Source organism: Deltaproteobacteria bacterium (assembly GCA_035063765.1).
In the GTDB taxonomy this organism is placed as follows: Bacteria; Myxococcota_A; UBA9160; order UBA9160; family PR03; genus CAADGG01.
Genome location: JAPSFT010000009.1, coordinates 84,160 through 103,847, shown reverse-complemented (window position 1 = coordinate 103,847; position 19,688 = coordinate 84,160). Strand labels below are relative to the sequence as shown.

Annotated in this window: 18 protein-coding genes and 1 other RNA gene; 4 read left to right on the top strand and 15 right to left on the bottom strand. The window is 73.5% G+C overall.

Annotation, left to right across the window (positions count from 1 at the left end):
- Positions 1-51: 51 nt before the first annotated feature.
- Positions 52-306 (bottom strand): helix-turn-helix domain-containing protein, encoded by a 255-nt coding sequence (locus tag OZ948_09140; protein MEB2344893.1) that lies wholly within the window; start codon positions 304-306, stop codon positions 52-54.
- Positions 307-450: 144 nt separating this feature from the next.
- Here OZ948_09140 and OZ948_09135 point away from each other — a divergent pair, with 144 nt between their 5' ends.
- Positions 451-1,044 (top strand): hypothetical protein, encoded by a 594-nt coding sequence (locus OZ948_09135; protein ID MEB2344892.1) that lies wholly within the window; start codon positions 451-453, stop codon positions 1,042-1,044.
- Positions 1,045-2,382: 1,338 nt separating this feature from the next.
- On the opposite strand, the gene ssrA is transcribed toward OZ948_09135, so the two are convergent.
- Positions 2,383-2,744, bottom strand: a transfer-messenger RNA (tmRNA) gene (gene ssrA, locus OZ948_09130).
- A 456-nt stretch (positions 2,745-3,200) separates the two neighbouring features.
- Here ssrA and OZ948_09125 point away from each other — a divergent pair.
- Positions 3,201-5,243: an ATP-binding domain-containing protein gene (locus OZ948_09125; GenBank protein ID MEB2344891.1), complete on the top strand. Its 2,043-nt coding sequence runs from the start codon at positions 3,201-3,203 to the stop codon at positions 5,241-5,243.
- A gap of 80 nt (positions 5,244-5,323) precedes the next feature.
- Here OZ948_09125 and OZ948_09120 read toward each other — a convergent pair whose 3' ends face one another.
- The gene (locus tag OZ948_09120; protein ID MEB2344890.1) at positions 5,324-6,550 is read right to left on the bottom strand and encodes an acyl-CoA dehydrogenase family protein; all 1,227 of its coding nucleotides are present in this window, start codon (positions 6,548-6,550) and stop codon (positions 5,324-5,326) included.
- Between the two features lie 736 nt (positions 6,551-7,286).
- Between OZ948_09120 and OZ948_09115 the strand changes: the two genes are divergently transcribed.
- Both OZ948_09115 and OZ948_09110 read left to right on the top strand, forming a co-directional pair.
- A complete protein-coding gene (locus tag OZ948_09115; GenBank protein ID MEB2344889.1) occupies positions 7,287-8,336 on the top strand; it encodes a type IV pilus twitching motility protein PilT in 1,050 nt (349 codons plus the stop codon).
- Positions 8,336-9,400 (top strand): type IV pilus twitching motility protein PilT, encoded by a 1,065-nt coding sequence (locus OZ948_09110; GenBank protein ID MEB2344888.1) that lies wholly within the window; start codon positions 8,336-8,338, stop codon positions 9,398-9,400. The genes OZ948_09115 and OZ948_09110 overlap by 1 nt, the downstream gene beginning before the upstream one ends.
- On the opposite strand, the gene OZ948_09105 is transcribed toward OZ948_09110, so the two are convergent.
- The 12 genes from OZ948_09105 to OZ948_09050 form a co-directional block, all read right to left on the bottom strand.
- Entirely contained in the window at positions 9,401-11,023 is a 1,623-nt protein-coding gene (locus tag OZ948_09105) for a matrixin family metalloprotease (GenBank protein MEB2344887.1), read from the bottom strand.
- Positions 11,020-11,499: an SsrA-binding protein SmpB gene (gene smpB, locus OZ948_09100; GenBank protein MEB2344886.1), complete on the bottom strand. Its 480-nt coding sequence runs from the start codon at positions 11,497-11,499 to the stop codon at positions 11,020-11,022. Before smpB ends, OZ948_09105 begins: the two co-directional genes overlap by 4 nt.
- 37 nt (positions 11,500-11,536) lie before the next feature.
- On the bottom strand, positions 11,537-11,887 hold the full coding sequence (locus tag OZ948_09095) for an aspartate 1-decarboxylase (protein MEB2344885.1): 351 nt from the start codon (positions 11,885-11,887) through the stop codon (positions 11,537-11,539).
- On the bottom strand, positions 11,884-12,777 hold the full coding sequence (panC, locus tag OZ948_09090) for a pantoate--beta-alanine ligase (protein MEB2344884.1): 894 nt from the start codon (positions 12,775-12,777) through the stop codon (positions 11,884-11,886). Before panC ends, OZ948_09095 begins: the two co-directional genes overlap by 4 nt.
- A complete protein-coding gene (gene panB, locus OZ948_09085) occupies positions 12,777-13,631 on the bottom strand; it encodes a 3-methyl-2-oxobutanoate hydroxymethyltransferase (GenBank protein ID MEB2344883.1) in 855 nt (284 codons plus the stop codon). Before panB ends, panC begins: the two co-directional genes overlap by 1 nt.
- A gap of 189 nt (positions 13,632-13,820) precedes the next feature.
- Positions 13,821-14,117 (bottom strand): PilZ domain-containing protein, encoded by a 297-nt coding sequence (locus OZ948_09080; GenBank protein ID MEB2344882.1) that lies wholly within the window; start codon positions 14,115-14,117, stop codon positions 13,821-13,823.
- A 19-nt stretch (positions 14,118-14,136) separates the two neighbouring features.
- The gene (rsmA, locus tag OZ948_09075) at positions 14,137-15,015 is read right to left on the bottom strand and encodes a 16S rRNA (adenine(1518)-N(6)/adenine(1519)-N(6))-dimethyltransferase RsmA (GenBank protein MEB2344881.1); all 879 of its coding nucleotides are present in this window, start codon (positions 15,013-15,015) and stop codon (positions 14,137-14,139) included.
- A 25-nt stretch (positions 15,016-15,040) separates the two neighbouring features.
- Positions 15,041-16,066, bottom strand: coding sequence for a tRNA (adenosine(37)-N6)-threonylcarbamoyltransferase complex transferase subunit TsaD (gene tsaD / locus OZ948_09070; protein MEB2344880.1), 1,026 nt, complete (start codon positions 16,064-16,066; stop codon positions 15,041-15,043).
- Positions 16,067-16,071: 5 nt separating this feature from the next.
- Positions 16,072-16,434, bottom strand: coding sequence for an RNA polymerase-binding protein DksA (gene dksA, locus OZ948_09065; GenBank protein ID MEB2344879.1), 363 nt, complete (start codon positions 16,432-16,434; stop codon positions 16,072-16,074).
- A gap of 52 nt (positions 16,435-16,486) precedes the next feature.
- Positions 16,487-17,347, bottom strand: coding sequence for a tol-pal system protein YbgF (gene ybgF, locus OZ948_09060; protein ID MEB2344878.1), 861 nt, complete (start codon positions 17,345-17,347; stop codon positions 16,487-16,489).
- Positions 17,348-17,361: 14 nt separating this feature from the next.
- Entirely contained in the window at positions 17,362-18,726 is a 1,365-nt protein-coding gene (locus OZ948_09055; protein MEB2344877.1) for a DPP IV N-terminal domain-containing protein, read from the bottom strand.
- The gene (locus tag OZ948_09050) at positions 18,723-19,688 is read right to left on the bottom strand and encodes an energy transducer TonB (protein MEB2344876.1); all 966 of its coding nucleotides are present in this window, start codon (positions 19,686-19,688) and stop codon (positions 18,723-18,725) included. Before OZ948_09050 ends, OZ948_09055 begins: the two co-directional genes overlap by 4 nt.

The window sequence follows — 19,688 nt, the reverse complement described above, 5'->3', positions numbered from 1 at the left end:
CCGCCTTCCGATCGTGGGTTCGTTCCCTGGCCCGACACCGCGACGCCTGGCTCATCGCCCGCCGTCCTTCTTCTTGCTGCGCCTGCCGCGCCTAGGGGCCGGCGCGGGAGGCGGAGGCTCGGCGGGTCGCTCGCCCTCCCCCGCCTCGACCCAAGCGTCCACCTCCGAGAGCCTGAAGCGGAGGAGGCGCCCCACCTTGCGGGCAGGAAGACCGCGGTTCTCGACCCAGCGGTAGATGGAGTCCTTGCCCACGCCGAGATGCGCGGCCACGTCGTCGACGCCGACCCAGCGCTCGTCCGGCGCCACTTAGCCGCACCTCCCGCACCCCTGCCAACGAAAGTCGGTCAGTGCAGACGAAAGTAGACATCCCCAGGCGTTTCCGGTCAAGGGCCGCTCCGCCGCGGGGTGGCCTTGACCGGGCGAGCCTCATGATAGACGATGCCTATCACGATGGCGCACGAAACGGGCGACTGGACGCTGACGGAGGCGGCGCGGCTCCTGGACGAGCCGCAGCACCGGCTGATCTACCTGTGCGAGAAGGGCGTGGTGGAGCCCGACCTCCAGGACGCGGAGGGCCGAGGCAGCAGCCGGAGGTTCTCGAGCCGGAACCTGCTCGAGTTGGCGGTGGCGTTGCGGCTGCGGGATCTGGAGCTTCCGGCCACGCTGATCGGCGCGGTGGTTCACGTGATGCGGGCCTTCGAGGCTGCGGTGGGAAGGGAGATCCGCGGCTTCCGGCTCCCCGAGAGCCTGCAGGCGAAGAACGCGCCCGACCTGCGCGTGGTGATCGGTGACGGGCGGCGCCTCTACTTCACGCTCGGTGCTGCGGGTGGACCCCCGAAGGTCTACGGCGGGATCGACTTGGATGGCTTGAAGGAAGGGACGACGGCCGCTGGCTCTCGACCCAAGCTGAGGCTCGTCAAGCCCGCGCCACCCCCTGGCCGAGCCTCCGGTGCAGATGACTTCGGCGGGCCGGAACGCAGCCGGCACACGCGGGTCGAGATCAGCGTCACCCACATCGCGCAGGACCTCCCTCTCGAGGTTTGACAGTGCTCTCCAGAAATGATAGACAATGACTATCATTTCTAGAGGAGCGGTGGCACGATCGAAGACGGCGGCCGTGAAGGTGAGGACGAGCCGGGAAGGACCCGCCCGGCCTGCCTCCATCGATCCCGCCGTGGCAGCGCTCCTCGACCACATCGCCGAGGACCTCGCTCGGGAGTACGTGCGCCTGATGGAACAAGCCGCCCGCGAGGACGATCGGGACGTCTCCACGAGTGGAGATCGGAGGAAGGCTTAGCATGCGTGCGGCGATCTACGCGCGGGCCTACGCCGACGGGCTCTCGCTCACGCGCATCGTCTGCATGCTCAACGAGGAGCAGGTGCCGGGTCGGATGCGCGCGGCAAAGGGCTGGTCTCCGGCCACCGTGAGCCGGCTGCTGGACAACGAGAAGTACGTCGGGCGCTGGGTCTGGAACAAGACGGAGAGCCGCCGCGACCCGCGGACGGGGCGCAGGCGGCGCTTCACGAAGCCGGACGCCGACTGGGTCGTGCAGGAGGACGACTCACTCCGCATCGTGCCCGAGGCACTGTGGGATCAGGTTCGGGTGCGACGCCAGGAGGTGCGGCGGAGCTGGCCCGGCGGCAAGGGCCGGCGCGGCTTCTCGCGCGAGCAGGGTGGTCGAGAGCGGCACTTCCCCACGCACCTGCTCTCGGGCTCGATGGTCTGCGGACAGTGCGGAGCGACGATCGCCCAGGTGAGCGGGAAGGCCGGCGGCTACTACGGCTGCCTCGGTGCCGCGAAGGGCGCCTGCGACAACAAGATGCTCGTCCGGCGGAAGCTCGCCGAGACGATCGTCCTGAAGGCGGTGCGCGAGCAGCTCAGTCGCGCCGAGCACATCCGCTACCTGCTCGAAGCAGGTCGAAGCCGAGGTTGCCAGGCTCCACGCCCACATCCCCGAGACGGTCCACACCAAGGAGGCCGAGCTGGGCGCCGAGGAGCGGCGCCTCGCCAACTTCGTCGACTTCATCGGCGAGGGGCGGGGGAGCCAGGCCCTTGGCAAGGCGCTCGTCGAGACGGAGCGCAGGGTCGAGGCCCTGCGCGAGGAGCTGGACGGCCTGCGGCGAAGCCGCGAGAAGGTGTTCCAGGCTCCTCCGGTGGAGTGGATCGAGGAACGGCTGGCCGGGATGCAGGGGGCGCGGAAGCGGCGGACGGACCGCTCGGCGATTCTGCTGCCGTCCTTGCTGGGGCAGATCCGCCTGGAGCCGAACCGGGGCCAGATCGGTCGGCCGTACTACGTGGCGCGAACCTCGCTCGACACGCTGGCGCTGCTCGCGCCGCTCCCGGGCCAGAACGACCCGGAAGGCGGTTCGAATTCTTTGCGATGGTGGAGGCGCCGGGAATCGAACCCGGGTCCGAATGGCGTCCAGCCAACGCGTCTACGTGCGTAGCTCCCGTTCGATCTCGGCGCGGCACATCACGAGAGCAGGAGGGCCGCGCCCAGCCCCACGTGGGTCTCGTCTCCGGCTACGGTCGGGCGGCGCTCCGGAGACCAGCCTCCTGATGACGCTCGCGACCCGCTAGAAGGCGTCGCGGACGAGCGTCGCGTACCTAGTTTCGGCTAGGCCGCGAGAGCGTAGTCAGCGTCGGCAGTTGTACTACCAACTTGCCACCTGTTTAGCGACGGTTGTGACGACGTCGGCACGCAGCGTTCGCCTTCGACCACCCGTCGAAGCCGATCGCCCCCTTTCTCGGGAACCGCGAGAGGCTATGGGCGGTCGAGGGGATGTCAACCCGACACGGCCCTGCCCCTCGGGCCGCACCCCACCCCCTCGATCCTGGCCTGCTTCCGGCGTGTGCTCGACGGCCTCGATCGGCGCTTCGCCTCGTGCGAGGCGCGCCTGTTCGACGGGCCACTCCGCTTGGGCCTGCGGGAAGGCGGCCAACCCCGCGCCCGGTGTCCCGGACCCCTTCTTCGAGCGCCAGGAGGCGGCCTGCTTCGCGGACGACGACCGCATCCGTCGGCTCGCGGACTGCCACGACAACGCCAGCCTTCGCGCGCTGGCCAACGTTCTGCGTGAGCACGGCTCGCGCACCGTAGGAAAGCGGCAACGAAAGCCCGGCGAAGATCGCATCTCTTGTAGGCAGAATCTAAGACACGACGCCACGTCGACCGATCCTCGAGGTCTCCCTTGGAGGATCGATGGCAAACTACACCGAAGTGCTCCGCAGGTTCGCCAAAGCCAGGGAGATCTTCTGCCAGCGAGGGAATCGCTTCCTGGGGCCATCGCACGCGAGCATCGATCCATCACATGGTGGTGTCGAGTGCGAGTTGCAGGTGTTGACTGCGACCCTCGAGGCGTATTGCAACGAGAAGACCACCTCGGTCTACTACAGCGTGCGCGATCCGCGAAGCCCCGTCTACGAGACAGCCGACATCTTGGTGGCAAACCCGACGATCGGGGCCGTTGTCATCGAGGTGAAGGGGCATCCGGTCCGTGAGCTCGGCTGGAGCGGTCGAGGCCTCACGGTCCGTTACGGGAATCGTCATAGGACGGTGTTCGAACAGGTGGACGGCAGCTTGAGATTCCTGCTCAGGAAGCTGGAGGAGCAGAGTCGGAAGCTCGAGATCCCATATCCCCCGGTCTCGTTTGCCGTGGTCCTTCCTCGCGTATCCCAGAAGGACTTGGCTGCCTGTCCCTTCGCGGACCAGCAGATCCCCTACGACCATCTCCTCTTCGAAGAGACGTTGGAGCCTGAGGCCTTGCGCAGCGCGCTAGCACGAGCGGCTCGACGCGGCTGCGAAGGTTCTCGACGACGGCTTCCCACCTCATCCCGGTCGATCGAGCTCCTCGACCGCACGCTCGGCCTTCTGCCGCCGAATCTCCGCGATCTCAGGAAGGAGCGTCGATCGGCTGGCGTCGGGGAAGAGATCGACCGGCTCAAGGACGGCAACTGTCTCTATCCAGACCAGCGCAGGATCGCCCTGCGTCCCCTCGACGGGCACCCGACGCTCGTGCGCGGCGTGGCGGGCAGTGGCAAGTCGATCCTCCTGGCCAAGGGCCTCGTCGACCTGTTGGAATCCCGCCATGCTCACGCAGAGCCTGGCGCCCCTCGCCCGCGGATCCTCGTGACCTGCTTCAACCGCGCCCTCGTCCCGCTGCTCTGCCGAGACGTCCATGCGTTTGCAAGCATGGCGCGACTCGAGTTGGACGCCTCGGACCTGACCTTCTCCCACTTCGAGGGTCTTCTCACCCGCATGGGGAAGGAGTGGGGTCTCGAGGTGCCCTCCTGCAAGAAGACCCCCGACGAGGAGCGCCTCCCCTTCGTCTTCGACCAAGTCGAAGAACTGCTCGATGGAGACGAGGCGCTCGAGCACGAGCTGCTCTTCGACTTCGTCTTCGTGGACGAGGCGCAGGACCTCCACCCGCAAGCGCTGCGCATCCTCCATCGTCTCAGCCGCCTCCACCCGAAGACGCAGGAGCGGGGCATCGCCTTCTTCTACGACGATGCCCAGAACCTCTATGGGCGCCCCCGGCCGGTCTGGCGTGACCTGGGCATTCACGTGACAGGCGGGCGCACCGTTGCAATGAATAGGAGCCGGCGCACCTCGAGACCGATCGCGACCTTCGCCTTCAACGTCCTGCTCGGTACGGCTTCCGCCGAGTCCGATCGTGTCGGCATGCGAGGATTTGCGGACGTCCAGTCGCTACGCGACAGCGATCAGTTCCTCGAGACCGAGAATGGTGTCGTCATCGAGTTTGCTCAACGACCAGGTGCCGCTCCGCTCCTGCACGTTCTCGAGAACGTGGCCGAAGAGGTGAACGAGGTCGTCACCGGAGTCCGGGACCTCCTGCACTGCGAGCAGGTGCGTCCCGAGGAGATCCTCATCCAGTCCGACTACGGCTGGCAGGCGCTCGAGCCGTTCCGGGCGGGTCTCGAGGAGGCCGGAGTGGCTTGCCGGGTACCGAAGAGCCGCAGGGACAGGGATCGTCTCGTGTTCGAGGAGGGGCGGCTGACACTCTCGACCGTCCATGCCGCCAAGGGCTACGACGCACCGGTCGTCTTCCTCGTCAACGCGCAGGGCTTCGGCACCGACCGCGAGTCGCGTGCTCGCTTCTACGTGGGCGCGACGCGTGCCCAGGTGAAGCTCGTCGTCACCGGCCACGGCACGCCCTCTGGGCTGCTCGCGGAGATGACGGAGGTGATACGGCGTCTGCCGCTCCTCGAGCCAGGGATCACCTGACGGGCGGCGCCTGCGAGACCCGACATTCGAATGCGCCCGCTGGGGGGCCAGGGACCGCTCGCGAGCTCCTCGCGCCCTAGCTAGATCGGCAGATCCCCCGCCGCCGGTCCGACGCTGCCGGTCTTGGTGTAGGCCTCGATCGCGCGCTGGGCGATCCGCCACTGGTGGACCTCGTCGGCGCCGTCGGCGAAGCGTGCCCAGCGTGCCTGGGTGGCCATCTGGGCGAGCGGCGTGTCGCTCGAGTAGCCGAGCGCGCCGTGGACCTGGATCGCGCGGTCGACGATGCGGTTGAGCGCGCCCGCGACGAAGTGCTTGGCCATCGAGACCTCGCTCTTGAAGTCCTCGCCGCGGTCCACCTTGTAGGCGGCGTGGAGCACCATGAGCTTGCACTGGTACAGCTCCAGGGTGCTGTCGGCGATCATCCACTGGATGCCCTGCTTCTCGCCGAGCAGCGAGCCGTGCGCGTAGCGCTTCATGGCGCGGTCGATGGTCATGTCGAGCGCCATCTCGGCCTGGCCGATCCAGCGCATGCAGTGCGCGAGCCGCGCGGGGCCGAGCCGGTACTGGCCGAGGCGGTGCCCGTCGCCGCGCCCGCCGAGGAGGTTCGCGCCGGGCACGCGCAGCCCGTGGATCCGCACCTCGCAGTGGTTGTGGCTTCCGCTCATGGTGTGGATGTCGCGCACGAACTCCCAGCCGGGGCTCGGCAGGTCGACGAGGAAGGCGCTGGTCACCGCCTGCGGCACGGCGGGGTCCTCCTCGGTGCGCGCGATCAGGATCGCGAACTGTGCGCCGTGCGCGCCCGAGATGAACCACTTGTGGCCCTCGATCACCCAGTCGTCGCCGTCCGGGACGGCGCGGGTCTGGATCAGGGTCGGGTCGGAGCCCGCCACCTCGGGCTCGGTCATCGCGAAGCACGAGCGGGCGCGGCCCTGGCAGAGCGGCCGCAGGTACTTCTCCTTCTGCGCCGGCGTGCCCCAGTGCAGGAGCGTGTGCATGTTGCCCTCGTCGGGCGCCTGCGCGTTCAGCGCGAAGGGCCCGAAGCGGGTCTTCGCCGCCTCCGCCGACACCGCCGCCATCGCGACGTGCCCGAGCCCCATCCCGCCCCACTCCTCGGGCATGTGCGGCAGCCACAGGCCCCACTCCTGGGCGGCCTTGCGCATCCGGATCACCTGCTCGACGAGCACCTTGCGGTCGCCCTCGTGCGCCGCGATCTCCTTCTCCGCCGGCCGCACGACCTGCTCGCAGAACTCGCGGACCTTGGTGCGGACGAGCTCGATCTCTTCGGGGAAGCGGAAGTCGATGGCCATCGGCGGGGCTCCTGCTGGGGATGGGCGGCCGAGGGTAGCCAGCCTGGCGCCGCGCACGTCCGGCGCTCCGGGATCCAGAAGGGCCCGCACGGATTGGCTCCCCACGGGGTCCCATTCTTCTGGGAGCCTGGCGCAGGCCCGATTCAATGCCTGCGCAGCCGCGGCCGATGAGTGCCGGGCCATGCCTCCGCCGCCGCCCGACAACGACGTGCTGCTCGGCCGCATCGCCCTCCACAACAAGCTCCTGACGCCTGCCCAGCTCGAGGAGGCCACCGACGAGCAGGGCCGCAGCGGCGGCCGCCTGCGCCTCGGCGAGATCCTGGTCGAGAAGGGATTCCTGACGCCGACGCAGCTCCAGAAGCTCCTGGTGGCGCAGAAGCAGGTGCTCGCGAAGCAGGCCGCGAAGCGCGCCGGCGAGGTGGCGGCGGCCCTGGTGCCCGGGCCCGAGCCGGGGGCGGTGACCGCCCGTACGCTGCCGGCGCCCGCGACGCAGGCGCAGGCGCGCCCGGGCGCAGCGCCCGCACCGGCCAGTGGGCCGGCGCCTGCGGCGAAGTCTCCCGCCCAGACCCCCCCGGCTGCCCGGCCCACCGCGCCGCCGGCGCCCGCGGCGAAGCCCACCGCCGGCGAGGCGAGCGCGCGCGGGGTCACGGCGCCGGCGGCGAAGCCCACGGCCGCCGGGGCCGCCGCGCCCGGCGCCCCGGCGGCCGCGCCCGGCGACGGCGCCGCGCGCGAGGCGATGCACGAGATCCTGCGCGCGGGCGTCGCGGCGGGCGCCTCCGACCTGCACCTCCACGGCGGCGCACCCCTGCGCTGGCGCCGCCACGGCGTGCTCGAGACCCAGGGCAGCGAGGCGCTCGACGCCGCCCGCGGCGAGGCGCTCCTGCGCTCGATCCTGACGCCCGAGCAGGCCGCCGCGCTCGACGCCGACGGCCAGGTCGACCTCGCCTATACCCTTCCCGGCGTAGGGCGCTTCCGCGCCAACGTCTACCGCCAGCAGCGCGGCCTCGACGGCGTCTTCCGCGTGGTGCCCGACCACCCGCCCTCGCTCCAGGAGCTGGGCCTGCCGACGACGCTCGCGCGGCTCACCAACTACCACCAGGGCATGGTGCTCGTGACGGGGCCCGCCGGCTGCGGGAAGTCGTCCACGATGGCGGCCTTCCTCCACCTCGTGAACGGCGAGCGCACCGACCACATCCTCACCATCGAGGACCCGATCGAGGTGCTGCATCCCTCGCAGCGCTGCCTCGTGAACCAGCGCCAGGTGCGCGCGCACACGGAGACCTTCGCCCGCGCGCTGCGCGCCGCCCTGCGCGAGGACCCCGACGTGATCGCGATCGGCGAGCTGCGCGACCTCGAGACCATCTCGCTCGCGCTCACCGCCGCCGAGACCGGCCACTTCGTGCTCGGCACGCTCCACACGAACAGCACGGTGCGCACGATCGACCGCCTGATCGGGGTCTTCCCGCCCGATCAGCAGAGCCAGGTGCGCACGATGCTCTCGGAGTCGCTGCGCGCGGTGGTGTCGCAGCGGCTCGTGCGCCGCGCCGACGGCCAGGGCCGCGTGCCTGCGCTCGAGGTGCTGGTGGTGAACAAGGCGGTCTCGAACCTGATCCGGGAGAACAAGACCTTCCAGATCCGCTCGATCCTCCAGACCGGCGCCAGCCAGGGCATGTGCCTGCTCGACACCTCGCTCGAGGGCCTCGTGAAGAGCGGCACGATCACCCAGGAGGAGGCGCGCCGGCACTGCGAGGACCCGAAGCGCTTCGGCGGCGCGGGAGGCGCGTGATGGGGAGCCTGACGGAGATGCTCGTCGCGCTGCGCGAGCAGGGCGGCTCGGACCTGCACCTCGCCGCCGGCCAGCCGCCGCGCATGCGCCGCAAGGGCTCGCTCGACCCGATCGAGGGCGCGGCGCCGCTCGACGACGCCGGCGTGCGCGCGCTCCTGCGCGAGATCGCGACCCCCGCGCAGTGGGAGAGCTACGAGCAGCAGAACGACCTCGACTTCGCCTACGGGATCCCCGGCGTGGCGCGCTTCCGCGCCAACTACTTCGCCCACGAGAACGGCGCGGGCGCCGTGTTCCGGATCATCCCCGAGGAGATCCTGACCCTCGAGGAGCTGGCGCTGCCGAAGGCGGCCCACTCGTTCGCCCACCTGGACCGCGGGCTCGTGCTGGTCACCGGCCCGACCGGCTCGGGCAAGTCGACGACGCTCGCCGCGATCATCAACGAGATCAACGAGGCCTACGCCAAGCACGTGCTCACGATCGAGGACCCGATCGAGTTCGTGCACCCGAACAAGCGCTGCGTGTTCTCGCACCGGGAGGTCGGGATCCACAGCCGCGGCTTCGCGCCGGCGCTGCGCGCGGCCCTGCGCGAGGACGCCGATGTGATCCTGGTCGGCGAGATGCGCGACTACGAGACCATCTCGCTGGCGCTCGCCGCGGCCGAGATGGGGGCGCTCGTCTTCGGCACCCTGCACACGAACGGCGCCGCCAAGACCATCGACCGCGTGATCGACGCCTTCCCGGCCGACGAGCAGCCCCAGGCGCGGCTCTCGCTCTCGGAGTCGCTCGCCGGGGTGGTGTCGCAGCAGCTCCTGCGCACCGCCGACGGCAAGGGCCGCTGCGCCGCCAACGAGGTCCTGATCCGCACGAGCGGCCTCGCCAACGTGATCCGCGAGGGCAACACGCCGATGCTGCTCAACATCATGCAGTCCGGGAAGGCCGCCGGCATGCAGACCATGGACGACGCCCTCCTCGCGCTCGTCCAGGCCAACCGGATCCGCCCCGCGGACGCCTACTTCAAGGCAACCGACAAGGCGCGCTTCGAGCAGTACGCGCCCGCCGAGTGATCAGCGCCGCGCGCCGGGCCCGCCCCGGCGGCGGGGCCGGGGCCTGGGCGCGGGGGCCGGCTCGGGCGCCGGCTCCGCCGCTGCGGCGGCGGGCGCCGGCGGCGCGGGCACCGGCACGCCGAGCGCGGGCGCCTGCGGCAGCGGCGCGGCCTCGGGCGCGGCCGCTTCGGTCGCAGCGGTCCCGGGCGCAGCGGTCCCGGGCGCGGCGGCCTCGGGCGCAGCGGCCGGCGCCGGCGGCGCGGGTGCGGGCACCGCGGATCGGGCCTGCACCGGCCGCCGCGGGCGCCCGTCCTTCTTCGCCGCCTTCGCCTTCGGCATCGGCGCGCCCGGGATCTGCGCCGGCAGCACCTGGAGCGAGGCCTGGATCGCCTCGAACCAGGGCGCGAAGCCGGCGTAGAGGTCGGCCGGCGACTCCTCGATCACGACGATCAGGCGCCCGTCGCCGGTCTCGATGAAGAGGTGCTCCTCGATCAGGGTGTCGCCGCGCTGGGCCACGCGCAGGCGGAAGGCGGGATGGCCCGCGAGGTCGAAGCTCGCCTGGTCGAGCACCCGGCCCCCGCGCACGTGCCCCTCCCCGTGGCGCTGCAGGTAGGACGCGATCGTCGCATAGCTGTGCACGATCACCTGGAAGGAGCCCTCGTAGTCCCAGGCGAGCCCGTCGATGGCGACCACGCCGCGCTGGGCCGGGATCAGGCGCCAGCCGAGCGGGACGTGCAGGGAGAAGCCGAGCCGGTCGTCGACGTAGGGCGCCACCGAGAGCTGGAGCGGCCCGGAGGGCGCCGCCGGCGCGGGCCGCTCGGGCGCCGCGCCGCGCGGCATCTCGGCGTAGATCGTGCCGTTCGGGATCGCGTAGAGGGCGCGCAGCGTGTTCGCGTCGGCCTGCGACAGGCGCGAGACGCGCCGGTCGCGCGCGACCTCGTACATCAGATCGGCCGGGATCGGGCTGTGGCCCTTCATGCCGAGCGCGTGCCCCATCTCGTGGAGCACGTTGCGCTCCACCTGGTCGGGCGGGAGCAGGCCGTGCTGGTCGGCCACGTAGATGCGGATCACCGGCACCTTGAAGCGCACGTCGAGCCGGTCCTGGACGATGCTGCGCCCCTGCACCCGGCACGCGCGCGCGAGCGGGGTCGTGCCGAGCACCTGCACGCCCTCCTCGGGGGCGGGGCCCGCGGCGCCGATCAGCTCCACGCGCAGGTCGGCGTCGTCGGCGTTCGCCGCGCGCTGGAACGAGACGGCGCCCGTGCCCGCCTCCTGCCAGCTCGCGAGCGCGCGCCAGGCCGCGTCCACGTACTCGGAGGGGTCCTGCGTCCGGAACTCGCTCTGGAGCTCCGCCGGGATGCTCGGCTGGTAGACGTAGACCGAGAGCGGGAAGCGGTCCTGGTCCCAGCGGCAGAAGACGATCACGTCCTCCCGGTGGCCGGCGAGCTCCATCCGGTGCGCCGCGAAGGGCAGGTAGTTGGGCTCGAGGAGCGCGTCGGCCCGGCCCGGACCCTCGTCACGGAACCGGGCGTAGTCGTAGCGGCTCGGGAGGAAGGGCTCGCGGGAGGGCTTGGCGTACGCGCCGCAGCCGGCGGCCGCGAGCGCCACCGCCGCGAGCGCCCAGCGCGCGCAGGGGCCCGTCACCGGCGCCTCCCGCGGCTCATCGCGCGCTCGATCTCGCGCGCCTGCTCGCGCTCGCGGATGGTGTCGCGCTTGTCGGCGCTGCGCTTGCCGCGGGCCAGGGCCAGCTCGACCTTGGCGCGCCCGTCCTTGAAGTAGAGCGACAGCGGCACGAGCGTGAGCCCTCGCTCCGCCACCTGCCCGGCCAGCCGCGCGATCTCCGCGCGGTGCGCCAGGAGCTTGCGCTCGCGGCGCGGGTTCGGGTTGTCGCGCCCCGCCTGCTCGTAGGGGCTCACGTGGGCGTTCACGAGCCACAGCTCCCCGCGGCGCACCACCGCGTACGCGTCGGAGAGGCTGGCCCTGCCCTGCCGCAGCGACTTCACCTCCGGACCGACCAGCACCATCCCGGCCTCGATCGTATCGAGGATCTCGTAATCGTGGCGGGCGCGCCGGTTCACGGCGACGAACTTCTGGGCGAGCTTGCGTCCCCCCTCCGCCATCGCGGCGGAAGGTAGCAACCGGGACGCGCGGCGGGCGCTACTCGCGGATGCGGTTCTCGGCGTCCACGAAGACGCGCCGCGCCTGCCAGCCCCGCGCGCGCTCCTCGGGCACGTCCACCCAGCTCGCGATGATGACGACGTCGTGCGGCTTGATCCGGTGGGCCGCGGCGCCGTTGACGCAGATCTCGCCCGTGCCCTTCCCGCCCGGGATCGCGTAGGTCCGCAGGCGCGCTCCGTTCGTGCAGTCCCAGATGTCGACGGCCTCGTAGGGGAGGATGTCGGCCGCCTCGAGCAGGTCCGTGTCGATCGAGACGCTGCCCTCGTACTCGAGGTTGGCCTCGGTCACGGTGGCGCGGTGGATCTTCGACTTGAGCATCGTGCGGGTCATCGGCGCGGGGCCTCCAGGACGCGGTTGTCGATCAAGCGGACCGCCGCCGGGCCCGCCGCGCGCGCCGGAAGACGCACGGCGAGGGCCAGGAGGGCGGGGCCCTCGAGGCGGGTCACGGGCGCGAGCGTCGCGGGATCGCGCAGCTCGGCGTAGTCGATGGCGGCGTGCGGTGCGCGCGCGATCTCCTTGCGCACGATCTCGAGGAGCGCCGCCGCGTCGCGCTCGCCGGCCGCGACCGCCGCCTCGGCCGCGTCGAGCGCGCACGAGAGCACGCGCGCCTCGGCGCGCGCCGCCCCGTCCAGGTAGGCGTTGCGGCTCGACAGCGCGAGCCCGTCCGGCTCGCGCACGATGGGCACCCCCACGATCTCGACGTCGAGGAGGAGGTCGCGCGCGAGGCGCCGCACGACCTGGAGCTGCTGGAAGTCCTTCTCGCCGAAGACGGCGACGTGCGGGCGGGCGGCCACCAGGAGCTTCGTCACCACCGTCGCGACGCCCCGGAAGAAGTGCGGCCGCGAGCCGCCGCACAGGGGCTTCTGGAGCTCCGCCACCTCGACCCAGGTCTGGGCGCCGGGCGGGTAGAGCTCGGCGGGCGCGGGCGCGAAGACGGCGCCGGCGCCCGCGGCCCGGCACGCGGCGAGGTCGCCCTCGAGGTCGCGCGGATAGCTCGCGAGGTCCTCGTGGGGCGCGAACTGGGTGGGGTTCACGAAGATCGAGACCACCACCGCCTCGGCGCGCCGGCGCGCTTCGGCGATCAGCGCGACGTGCCCGGCGTGGAGCGCGCCCATCGTGGGCACCAGCGCCACCCGCCTCCCGCCCGGGCCTGCGAGCGGGTCCTTGCGCTGCGCCTCGCTCCAGGCGCGCAGCTCCGCCACGGTCCGCAGCAGCTCCATCAGCGCGCCCGGTAGCAGTGCTCTTCGGCGGGGAACTTGCCGCTCGTCACCTCGTCGGCGAAGGCGCGCGCCGCCCGCGCGGCCGCCGCGCCGAGGTCGGCGAACTGCTTCACGAAGCTCGGCGCCCGGTCGTCGAGGCCGAGCATGTCGTGCAGCACCAGCACCTGGCCGTCGCAGGCGGGGCCCGCGCCGATCCCGATCGTCGGGATCGCGAGCTTGCGGGTCACGTCGGCCGCCAGCTCCGCCGGCATGCCCTCGAGCACGACCGCGACGGCGCCGGCCTCCTCGACGGCCTGCGCGTCGGCGAGGACGCGGGCGCGCTCGTCGTCGGTGCGGCCCTGGACGCGGAAGCCGCCCATGCGGTGGACCGCCTGGGGCGTGAGCCCGACGTGGCCGAAGACGGGGATCTCGGCGCGCGCGATGCGCGTGATCGCAGGGGCCGCGGCGACGCCGCCTTCGAGCTTCACGGCCTGCGCGCCGCCCTCCTTGACCAGGCGGATCGCGCTGCGCACGGCGTCCTCGGGCGAGACCTGGTAGGACCCGAAGGGCATGTCGCCGATCACCATCGCGCGCCGCGCCCCGCGCGCGACGAGCCGCGTGTGGTAGACGACCTCGTCGAGCGTCACCGGCAGGGTCGTATCGTGGCCCTGGACGACGTTGCCGAGGCTGTCGCCGACCAGGAGCAGGTCGATCCCGGCGGCGTCGAGGATGCGCGCGAAGGCGAAGTCGTAGGCGGTCAGCATCGTGAGCTTCTCGCCGCGGCGCTTGCGCGCGGCGAGGGTGCGCACGGTGACCCGGGACTCGTGGGACGAAGCGGCCACGCTGGCCGCCGGCGGGCGAGGGTGGAACGACACGGGCTGAACCTCCGTCTCGGTCCCTGTGGCCGGGATCCGAGCGTTGGCCCCACACCGATCTGTCATGCCTGCGCCGGCGCTGGGGTGAGTCGCCGGCGCGCTCTGTCGGACCTGCGGCCGCGATGGGGATCGCAACCTGCGAGACCCCTCGGGCAGCGGTCGCGAGCATGGGACGCGGCCCCGGACGTGTCAACGGGCCGCGAAGCGGGCGAGCCGGCGCCGGTCCTCCTCGCGCAGCACCTCGAAGCGGATGCCGGCCTCGCGCAGGCGGGCGCGCGCGGTGCGGCGGATCGCCTCGACCCAGGCCACCCGCCCGCGCGCCTCGATGCGGCCCCCTCCGTCGGGGAGCTCGAAGCCGAGCGCGAGCGTCTCGCCCGCCGGCAGGGGATGCGGCAGGTGCAGGCCGAGGCCGCTCGAGGAGACGTTCACCGCGTACTCGACCCGCAGCGCGCCGTCCCGGCTGCGGATCTCGACCGGCAGCGGCACCGGCAGGTCGCGGCGGCGCTCACTGGTCTGGCGGGCGGGATCCCCCGAGGGCCCGGGTGAGGGCGAGGAACGCCTCGGGCGCGAGCGCCTCGGCCCGGCAGCGGTGGTCGAGCCCGAGGCGGTCGAGGGCGGCATGGAGCTCCTCCTGGGCCGGCGGCGGCGCGAGCCCGGCCCGGAGCGCGTTCACGAGCGTCTTGCGCCGGGTCCCGAAGGCGGCCCGGACCAGCCGCTCGAGGTCCCGGAGCTCGTCCACCGGTCCGCGTGCCGGAGCGATCGGCGCCGCCTCGAGGGGAGTGGCCCGCACGAGCGTCGAGGTGACCTTGGGGACCGGGTGGAAGCAGGCGGCCGGCAGGTCGCGCACCCGCTCGAGGCGCACGCAGAGCGCGTGCAGCACGGCGAGCGAGCCGTAGTCGGGCTCGCTCGGCCGCGCCACGAGCCGCAGCGCCATCTCGCGCTGCACGAGCACGAGCCAGCCCTGCAGGCGCCCGCGCAGCGCGAGGAGCCGGCGCAGGATCGGCGCCGAGGCCGAGTACGGCAGGTTCGCGACCACCCGCACGGAGGGGCCGAGGCGCCCCGCGAGCGCGTCGAGGTCCACGGCGAGCGCGTCCGCGTGGAGGAGCTCGACGTTCGCCGGCAGGCCGCCCTCCTCGCCGAGCGCCCGCACGAGCCCCGCGTCGATCTCGATCGCCACGACGCGCGCGGCACGCGCGGCGAGCGCGCGGGTCAGGATCCCGAGGCCGGGGCCGATCTCGACCACCGCGTCGTCCGGCGCGATGCCCGCGGCGTCGGCGATCGCGGCCGCCAGGGCCGGGTCGACCAGGAAGTTCTGGCCGCGCTCGCGGTGCGCCGCCAGGCCGCGGCGCGCGAGCAGCGCGCGGATCGCGGCACGCTCGCTCACGCGGCAGCGCGCCCGCCGCGGGCCCTCATGCCGGGACGGGCGCGCGGGCGAAGGCGCCGAGCGAGAAGTCGTCGCGCTCGCCGCGCGCGAGCCGGCGCGCGCCGGCGGCCGCGATCATGGCGGCATTGTCGGTGCAGAGCGCGAGCGGCGGGAAGGTCGCGCGGAAGCCGTCGGCACGGGCGGCCGCCGCGATCCGCTCGCGCAGGCGCTGGTTGGCCGCGACGCCGCCCACCACCGCGAGCCGCCCGAGCCCCTCGCGCGCGAGCGCCCGGCGCGCCTTCGCGACCAGCGCGTCGGTGGCCGCGGCCTGGAACGACGCCGCTAGATCCGCGCGCTCGCGCTCGGAGAGGGCACCGCCCGCGCTGCTCCGCCGCTCGACCTCGAGCGCGACGGCGGTCTTGAGGCCGCTGTAGGAGAAGTCGAGGCCGGGCCCGGCCAGCATCGGCCGCGGGAGCGCCACCGCCTGCTCGTCGCCGGTCTCGGCGACGCGCGCCAGCGCCGGGCCGCCCGGGTAGGGGAGCCCCAGCAGCTTCGCGACCTTGTCGAAGGCCTCGCCGACGGCGTCGTCGCGGGTCTCGCCGAGCAGCGCGGGCGGCGCGTCGGCGCGGATCCGGTAGAGCGCCGTGTGGCCGCCCGAGACGACGAGGCCCAGGTAGGGCGGCGCGAGCTCCGGGTCGGCCAGCTCGGCCGACGCCAGGTGCCCCGCCACGTGGTGCACACCGGCGAGCGGCAGCCCGAAGCGCGCGGCGAAGGCCTTCGCGAAGCAGAGCCCGACCAGGAGCGAGCCGACGAGACCGGGCCCGGCGGTCACCGCCACGCCGCCGAGCGCCTCGGGCCCGGTGCCGGCCGCGCGCAGCGCCGCCTCGACCACCTGCGAGACGTGGCGGGCGTGGTCGCGCGACGCGAGCTCCGGCACGACGCCGCCGTAGGGCGCGTGCACGTCGCCCTGCCCGTGCACCACGCTCGCGAGCAGCTCGCGGCCGCGCACCACCGCGGCGGCCAGCTCGTCGCACGAGCTCTCGATGCCCAGCACCGGCCGGTCGCCGAGCATCGCCCTCACCCCATGCGTCGTTCGAGACGCTCCTGCTCGGACTTGCAGTCGATGCACAGCTCCGCGACGGGGCGCGCCTCGAGGCGCTTGAGCCCGATCTCCTCGCCGCAGCTCTCGCACAGGCCGTACTCGTTGGCCTCGATCTTCTCGAGGGCCTGCTCGATCTTGGCCAGCAGGTGGCGCTCGCGCTCGCGCAGGCGCCCGGTGAAGGCGAGGTTGATCTCCGACGAGGCGGCGTCCATCTCGTCGGGGAAGTCGTCCGGGTCCAGGTGCACGTCGCCGGTCAGCGCGCGCTTCGCGTTGCCCGCGAGCTGGTCGCGCTGCTCGCTCAGGATCTTCTTGAACTTCTCGAGGTCGCGCTTCCTCAACTCGCCCTTCTCCCGTGGATCCGTGGATCCGGCTCCGGATCCGCCTCCTGCCTCAGCCCGCTCCCAGCAGGTCGAGCTGCCGCTTCGCCTCCGCCGCCCGCGGCGAGCTCGGATACTCCTCGATCACCCGCTCGAAGGCCTTGCCGGCCGCCTTCGAGTAGCTCGGCCCGAGCTTCAGGAGCGCCTCGCCCTGGCGATAGAGGGCATCCGCCGATTTGTCCCCTTCCGGATAGCGTGCCACGACGTCGTCGAAGCGGAGGATGGCGGATTTGTAGTCGCCCTGTTTGAAGTGACACTCCGCCATCCAGTAAGCCGCGTCGTCCGCGTAGGGCGAAGTCGGGCGAGTTTGCAGGAAGCGCTTGAATCGGTCAATGCAGCCGTCGAGGTCGCCGGCGCGCCACGCGGCGTGCGCTGCGCGGTACTCGGCCACCTCCTCCGCGCTCGCCCCGGCCGCCGCGGGAGGCTCGCCCGCCGCGGGCTCCGCCGGCGCGAGCGCGGCGCGCGGCGGCGGCTCGGCGCCGGGCCCGGCGGCAGCGGGCGCCGGGGGCATCTCCGGCGGCGCGGCGCCCGGGGGCGCGGCCAGCGGCGCCGCACCCGGAGCCGCGCCCCCGCGCGCGCCCTCCGCGCGCGCCTTGCGGGCCTCCTCGAGCGCGAGGCCGGCGTCGTGCGACACCTCCTCGAGTCGGCCCTCGATCACGCCGAGCCGGCGTTCGATCTCGGAGAGCTGCGCGCCGAGGTCCGCGACGCGCGAGCCCGAGCCGCCGCGCTTCATCGCGAGCACCTCGCGCTCGAGCTTGCGGTGCTCGGCCACGGTCGCGCAGCCGCCGAGGGCCGCCGCGGCCAGCACGCCGCCCAACGCAGCGGCGAGCACGCGCGCCGGCGCGCCTCCCCTTCTCGCCCGTTCGTCGCGCATGCCTGCTCCTTTCCTCAGCGAGGGTACGGACCCCAGGCGGGCGCCGTGCTCTCGCCGCCACCCCGGGTGATCTGGCGCACGTTCTCGCCGTCGACGTCCACGACGAAGATCTCGGGGCGGCCCGTGCGCGTGGAGTGGAAGGCGAGCTTGCGCGAGTCCGGCGCCCAGCTCGGGTTCTCGTCGCTGCGCGGGTGGGTGACGAGCGGCATCTGGCCGTTGCCCTCGGGGTCGGCGAGCCAGAGGTCGAACTGCCCGCCGCCCGCGCGCACCTCGTAGGCGATCCAGCGCCCGTCGGGCGACCACGCCGGCGCCGTGTGGTAGCCCCCGAAGGTGAGCCGGCGCAGGTTGCCGCCGTCGGCGTCCATCACGTAGAGGTTGGGCGACCCGCTGCGGTCGGAGACGAAGGCGATGCGCTGGCCGTCGGGCGACCAGGTGGGCGACACGTCGATCGCGTCGTGCCGGGTGAGCCGGCGCGGGTTGCGCCCGTCGGCGTCGACGACGTAGATCTCGGGCGCGCCGCCGCGGCTCACGACCACGGCCAGCCGCTGGCCGCTCGGGTCGTAGACGCCGCGATACACGGGGGTTCCGGCGTCGAGCCCCTCGAGGATGCGGCCGGCCCGGAGGCCGCCGCCGCGCACCAGGCGGAACAGGTGCGGCGCGCGCTCGAAGAGATACGACATGTAGACGATCGCCTTGCCGTCGGGCGACCAGGCCGGGAAGCCGTTGATCGAGCGGTTGCGGGTGGCCTGGCGCGCGTTCGCGCCGTCGGCATCCATCACCCAGATCTCGGGCGTGCCCGCGGAAGCCTTCGCGGACCCGGCGGCCTTCGCGCGCGTCGAGACGTAGGCGATCTCCGTGCTCGCCACCCCGCGCTTGCCGGTGAAGGCCTCGACCACGTCGTCGGCGATGCGCTTGGCGATGCGCCCGGCGTCGCTCGCGCCGCCCGTGTAGCGCTTGTGCAGGAGCGCGGTGCAGCGCGCGACGTCCCAGACCCGGAAGTCGACCGCGATCGCGGGGCCGCCCGAGGTCACGCCCTCGACGACGGCGTCCGCGCCGATCGGGGCCCAGTCCGCACAGGCGAGCGTGCCGTCGAGCGAGGCGGTGCGGCGCGGGGCGAGGAAGGCGGCGGGGTCGAGGCTCGTGAAGACGCCCGAGAAGTCGAGCGCGTCCGCGAGCTCGCTGCGGAAGCGCGCCGTGTCGAGCCCCGCCGCAGGCCCGGAGGATCCCGGGGACTGCGCGAGGAACTCCTGCACGGCGGCCCGGAAGGCGCGCGCGTTGGGATCGGTCACGACCACGGTCGGCCGCTCGTCCTGCGCGCGGGCGGCCGCGGCGGCGGCGAGCAGGGCCAGTGCGGCGAGCGAGGCGGCGGCGCGTCTCACCCGGCGCTCCCGGGCGGCGTGAACTCGAAGCGCCACTCGCCGGACTCGGGCGGCGGCGGCAGCGGGCTCGCCTTCTGGATCGCGCGCACGACGCTCTCGTCGTACCAGGGGTTCGCCGAGCGCTCGGTGACGCGCGGCGCGCCGAGCACGCGCCCGCCCTCGTCGAGGCGCACGCTCACGACCGTGCGCAGCGCCGCGCGCTGGATCCCGGGCGGCAGGATCCAGGCGCTCTCGACGTGGAGCTTCGCGGCGCGCAGCCAGAAGGCGACGTCGGCGTCGAGCGGCTGGCCAGCGCCCCGCGCCGACGCGCCCGCGACGCCGGTTGCGCCGGCGACGCCCGCCGCGGGTGCGGCGCTCGCGACGGGCGCGGGCCGGCTCTCGCCGCGCTCGGCCCGCAGCTCGGCAAGCACGTCGTCGTAGGCCTCCTCCTCGCGCGGCGGCTTCGGAGGCTCGGGTGGCTTGGCCGCGCGGGCGGGCTCCGGCTTCGGCGGCGGCTGCGGCTTCGCGGGCTCGCGCGGCTTCGCCTCGGGCCTGGGCCCGGGCTCCGGCTCGGGCTTCGGGTCGGCCTGCGCGCGCTCGCGCGCCTTCTTCGGCTCGGGCGCCGGCTGCGGCTTCGGCAGCGCCGCCTCGCGGCGCGGGGGCTCGGGCCTGGGCGCCGGCTTCGGCGGCTCGGGCTTCGGGATCGGCTTCGGCGCGGCCTGGGGCCGCGCAGGCGCCCGCGGGCTCGGCGCGCGCGCCGCACGCGCGCTGGCCGGCCCCGACGCCGGGGCCGCCATCGCCACCAGGTCCACCGTCACGACCCCCGGCAGCTTCGGGGCCCCGGGCCCCGGGCTCCAGGCGAGCGCGCCGAGCACGAGCGCGTGCGCGGCGGCCGACCACCCGACGAAGCGCCGCAGCTCCCGGCGCCGCGCGGCGTCGGGGTCCAGCCAGTCGATCGAGCGCCTCCGCGAGCGGTCGCGCAA

Coding starts and splice junctions, on each gene's coding strand:
- OZ948_09135 (MEB2344892.1), top strand. CDS start 451: ATGGCGCACGAAACGGGCGACTGGACGCTGACGGAGGCGGCGCGGCTC.
- OZ948_09125 (MEB2344891.1), top strand. CDS start 3,201: ATGGCAAACTACACCGAAGTGCTCCGCAGGTTCGCCAAAGCCAGGGAG.
- OZ948_09120 (MEB2344890.1), bottom strand. CDS start 6,550: ATGGCCATCGACTTCCGCTTCCCCGAAGAGATCGAGCTCGTCCGCACC.
- OZ948_09115 (MEB2344889.1), top strand. CDS start 7,287: ATGCACGAGATCCTGCGCGCGGGCGTCGCGGCGGGCGCCTCCGACCTG.
- OZ948_09110 (MEB2344888.1), top strand. CDS start 8,336: ATGGGGAGCCTGACGGAGATGCTCGTCGCGCTGCGCGAGCAGGGCGGC.
- smpB (MEB2344886.1), bottom strand. CDS start 11,499: ATGGCGGAGGGGGGACGCAAGCTCGCCCAGAAGTTCGTCGCCGTGAAC.
- OZ948_09095 (MEB2344885.1), bottom strand. CDS start 11,887: ATGACCCGCACGATGCTCAAGTCGAAGATCCACCGCGCCACCGTGACC.
- panC (MEB2344884.1), bottom strand. CDS start 12,777: ATGGAGCTGCTGCGGACCGTGGCGGAGCTGCGCGCCTGGAGCGAGGCG.
- tsaD (MEB2344880.1), bottom strand. CDS start 16,066: ATGCTCGGCGACCGGCCGGTGCTGGGCATCGAGAGCTCGTGCGACGAG.
- ybgF (MEB2344878.1), bottom strand. CDS start 17,347: ATGCGCGACGAACGGGCGAGAAGGGGAGGCGCGCCGGCGCGCGTGCTC.